Annotated in this window: 4 protein-coding genes; 2 read left to right on the top strand and 2 right to left on the bottom strand. The window is 70.8% G+C overall.

The features are described from left to right. The coding region (locus tag ABD154_RS05045; protein WP_486303273.1) for a DEAD/DEAH box helicase family protein at window positions 1-618 on the bottom strand (618 nt) is incomplete at its 3' end. Window position 619: 1 nt separating this feature from the next. Then, complete coding sequence (locus tag ABD154_RS05040; RefSeq protein WP_232623595.1) at window positions 620-2,329, bottom strand: 5'-3' exonuclease H3TH domain-containing protein; 1,710 nt, start codon at window positions 2,327-2,329, stop codon at window positions 620-622. 87 nt (window positions 2,330-2,416) lie between these two features. Between ABD154_RS05040 and ABD154_RS05035 the strand changes: the two genes are divergently transcribed. Then, the gene (locus ABD154_RS05035) at window positions 2,417-3,331 is read left to right on the top strand and encodes a metal-dependent hydrolase (protein WP_198500968.1); all 915 of its coding nucleotides are present in this window, start codon (window positions 2,417-2,419) and stop codon (window positions 3,329-3,331) included. Window positions 3,332-3,615: 284 nt separating this feature from the next. Continuing rightward, window positions 3,616-4,359 (top strand): polyprenol monophosphomannose synthase, encoded by a 744-nt coding sequence (locus tag ABD154_RS05030; RefSeq protein WP_198498776.1) that lies wholly within the window; start codon window positions 3,616-3,618, stop codon window positions 4,357-4,359. Window positions 4,360-4,407 lie beyond the last annotated feature (48 nt).

Here is a 4,407-nt window from a genome sequence, read left to right as displayed (position 1 = left end):
GTCGACGATGACGACGTCGCGTTCGGCGACCCTGATGTCGTCATCGTCGAGGACGAAGCGGTCGCGCAACACGTCGAAGCCGACCTCGGTGACCGAGGCGTAGAGCACCTCGGCACGGTAGGCGGCGCGGCGCTCGGCGTCGTCCTGGGCAGCGGAGATCGCCGCGGAGGTCACGCCGAGGAGGTCGAAGACCGGCTGCATCCAGCTGCGGTCGCGCACCGCGAGGTAGTCGTTGACGCTGACGACGTGGACCCGGCGGCCCTGGAGCGCGTACCCGGCGGCAGCGAGGGCGCCGACGAGGGTCTTGCCCTCACCGGTGGCCATCTGGACGATGTGGCCCTGGAGGAGACCGACGAGACCGGTCAGCTGCGTGTCGTAGGCGCGTTCGCCGAGGGTGCGTTCGGCGGCTTCGCGGGCGAGTGCGGCGTATCGGATGAGCGTGTCCTTGGCTCCGCCGCTGGCGAAGACCTCACTGGCCGCCTCGGTGAGTTCGGCATCGCTGAGATCGGCGAATTCGGCGCCGGCGGCGTCGATGTCCGCGGTGGCCTTCTCGAACCAGCCGGTGGCCTTCTCGGCCTGCGCGCCCGGGCGGTTGAGCAAACGGGAAAGGAGTCCCAAGTCATCGTCCTGTCTGTTGCGGGGGTCGAGAGTCGATTCTATCCTCGACGGCGATCGGCCATGACCCGTCGACGACCGCCTCGGCGTTGCCCTTGCGGCGCAGGAACGACTGGAGATCCGCGGCCTGAGCGCGCTTCCAGTCCCGCTGGGCGGCCATGATCTGCGGCCCGGTCAGTCCCGCGATCTCCACCGAGCTGTCAGCGATCGCTCGGGAGATGTCCAGGGCGGCGCGCGCGTCGGCGGCCGCGTCGTGGGCGTCGAGGAGGGCGACGTGCCATGCCTCGGCGGTCGCGGTCAGGGTGCGCTTGCCCTTGCGGTACCGGTCGACGTGCCGGTCGATGACGAAGGTGTCGACGATCGCCGGCAGCAGCTCGCTCAGCGTGAGGTCGGGGCGGTGGCGCCGGACCTCGGCGTCGAGGACGCTGAGGTCGTAGACGATGTTGTGTCCGACGACGACGGCGCCCTCGTCGCGGAAGCCGGCGAACGCTGAGCACAGGGCGGTGACGACCTCGACGGCGGGGGAGCCGTTGGCCTGCGCGTACTCCGTGGTGATGCCGTGGACGGCGCGGGCGGACTCGGGGATCTCGATGCCGGGATCGGCCAGCCACATCTCGACGCGGTCGGGGTCCTCGACGAGCGCGGCGGTGACGATGCGCGCGGTCGCCGGTTCGACCCCCGTCGTCTCGAGGTCGAAGCCGATGAGGCGGGCCTGCGGCCACGGCGGCGCGGTGGCAGCACTCGAGGCAGGCCCCGGCGCGGGCACGGCCGCTGTGTCCGCCGCCGGGGCGGCGCCGTCGCGGGCGGCTTCGCTCAGGGCCGCGAGCAGGTTGTCGACGGAGCGGGTGATGTTCTGTCCCGCCGCGGCCGCCGTCACGGCGTCGGCGTCGACCGGGTGGGGCAGCGCCGTGAGATCGAGACCGTGGGCGACGTCGGTCAGGCACGTCATCACGTCGACGGTCTTGAGCAGCGTCTCCTCGGAGTCGACGATCGTCGTCGCCCGCTTCGGGCTCAGACCCCCGTCCTTGACCCCTGCCTTGGCCGCGGAGATGATGCCGGACAGCGAGCCGAAGCTCGTCAGCAGGGTGGCGGCGGTCTTCTCCCCGATGCCCGGCGCGCCCGGCAGCCCGTCGGAGGGGTCGCCGCGCAGCGCGGCGAGCTCACGGTAGCGCAGGCCGGTCGCGACCCCGTAGAGCGCCGGGAGGTCGGCGGCGCCGATGGCCTCCCATTCGCCGCCCTTGCGCGGGCGCAGCACGCTGATGTCGCGCTCGGCGTCGAGGAGGGCGAGCAGGTCCCGGTCGGGGGAGACGATGACGACCGGGGTCGTCGACTCCGCGGCGAGAGTGGCGATGACGTCGTCGGCCTCGGTCCCTTCCACCTCGGCGATGGGAATGCCGGCGGCCGCGAGCACCCGACGCATGATCGGCAGCTGGGCGTCGAGTTCGGGAGGGATCTCCGTGCCGGCCTCGGCGTCCTTGATCCGGGCCGCCTTGTACTCGGGCATGATCCGGGTGCGGAACTCCGGGCGCCAGTCGGCGTCCATCGTCGCGATCACCCGCGCCGAGGAGAAGCGGCGGATCATCTGGGCGATGGCGTCGATGACTCCGCGGACGGCGTTGACCGGCTGGCCCTCGTCGTTGACGATCGAATCCGGCACCGAATAGTAGGCGCGGTAGTAGAGCGCGGGCGTGTCGACGAGTACCAAAGGCTTCACAGTCCCCGACGATACCCGACGGCGCTGACACCGCGACGCCCGATGCGCGCGGTGCGCGGCGGCAGGTGTAGCCTGGCGGCTGTGATCATGTACTACGGCGGAGATGTCTACAGCAGCGTCGATCCCTTCGCGACTGCCCTCGGCAGCGCGGACGGGACCGTGAACTTCATCGGCTCGGACGAGGCGGCACTCGCCCTCGACGCCGAGGCGATCGACCTGGGCGGTGACTTCCTCACGCCCGGGTTCGTCCATGCCGGCCTCCTCCTCGACGAGGCGGCGCCGAGTCCGGCCGCCCTCCATGACGCGGGCATCGCCTACGTCCACGCCCTCGGCGATGAGGCGGGCATTGCGCGCTTCGCGGCCGACGCGCCCGAGGGCCTCACGGTCATCGGCTACCCGGAGCTCGCGGCCGGCGGCAGCCGGGCGTGGCTGCCCGCCGCGGCCCTGGCGGAACTGACGGCCCTGCCCGAGACCTCCCTCTACCTCGTCGTCGCCGACGCTGAGGAGCTCACCGCAGTGCTCACCCGACTCGCCGCGGACCCCGCCCACGCGCAGCGCTGGGGGTACCGTCTGCTCCTCGACTTCACGGTGCCCGCGTCCCTCGTCGATGACATCGGCCGGACCGGTGTCGCACTCACCCTCGACCCGAGCCGCGACCAGCCCCTGGCCGCGCTGCTCTCCGCCGGAGCGCAGGTCTCCTTCGTCTTCGCCCACGAATCGCCGTGGGTGAGCGTGCGCGACGCGGTCATCGGCAGCGACGGGGTCGGCGCGCGCGCCGCCTTCAACGCCGCCACCCGGTTCGCCCACCGGGCCGCTGGCAACCCCGAGGGCGGAGTGCTCCGTCCCGGTGCCGCCGCCGACTACGTGCGGTGGCGGGTCGAACGCCTCGTCGTCCAGGTCGCCGACCCCCGGGTGGCGGCGTGGAGCACGGATCCGGCCTCCGGCACCCCCGGGCTGCCCGAGCTCGCTCCCGACGTCGCCCTGCCGACACGCGTGAGCTGAGCCGGATTTCAATCCGACACGCCGAGAAGCGGAAAGTTTTCTTCCCCTTGACACTTCGCTCTCACCTGCGGATTTGATCAAAGTCGCAGGTCACAGACATTTTGCAGACTCGGGTCGAGCGATTAGATTCGTCGTTGACGTTCCACCGGTCGTGGAATGGAGCCGACACTCCTGTCAATAGATAACTCACTGTGCGCCGCGGTTGTCCCGTTCGCGCACAGCGTGGTCCGAAGGCGGGGGTGTCGGCTCATTGTTTGCTCCCGGGTGGGCGTAGGGTTGACGCCGTGGTTTCGAAGATTCTGGTAGTCATCCCGACGTACAACGAACGTCTCGCCCTTCCCGTCACCCTTGCGGGGCTGTTCGAGCATCAGCCCGAGGTCGACGTCCTCGTCGTCGACGACGGCTCTCCCGACGGGACGGGGGAGTGGGCCGCTGCGCAGGCGGCCGTCGATGAGCGCGTCCACGTCCTCCACCGCACGGAGAAGGCCGGTCTCGGCATGGCCTACATCGCCGGCTTCACGTGGGCGCTCGAGCGCGACTACGAGATCATCTGCGAATTCGATGCCGACGGGTCGCACCGGCCCCTCGACCTCGGACAGCTCATCGCTCCGGCACTCGCCGGTGCCGCCGACCTCGTCATCGGCTCCCGCTGGGTGCGCGGCGGCGCGATCGTCGACTGGCCCCGGTCCCGCTTCCTCCTCTCGCGAGGGGCCAACCTCTACGTCGACGCGATGATGGGCCTCGGGGTCCGGGACGCCACTGCCGGCTTCCGCGCGTACCGCCGCGAGGTCCTCGAGGCGCTGCAGCTGACCGGGGTCGAATCCCAGGGCTACTGCTTCCAGATCGACATGACGTATCGCACGATCGAGGCCGGCTTCCGCGTGCTCGAGGTCCCGATCGTCTTCGTCGAACGCGAACTCGGGGAGTCGAAGATGAGCTCCTCGATCATCTCGGAGGCGTTCACGAAGGTCGCCGGCTGGGGACTGGCCCGCCGCGGCCGCCAGGTGCGCGCCCTCTTCGGACGCTGAGGGCCCCGGTTCCGTTCGCGAATGCACGAGGGGCGTCGACCTCTCGGT

The sequence above is a fragment of the Brevibacterium sanguinis genome (assembly GCF_039528855.1).
Classification (GTDB): Bacteria; Actinomycetota; Actinomycetes; order Actinomycetales; family Brevibacteriaceae; genus Brevibacterium; species Brevibacterium sanguinis.
This window is presented reverse-complemented; position numbering and strand designations above follow the sequence as displayed.

What these genes read in the sequence shown, in the direction of transcription:
- ABD154_RS05035 (WP_198500968.1), top strand. Translation starts at nt 2,417, where the DNA reads ATGTACTACGGCGGAGATGTCTACAGCAGCGTCGATCCCTTCGCGACT.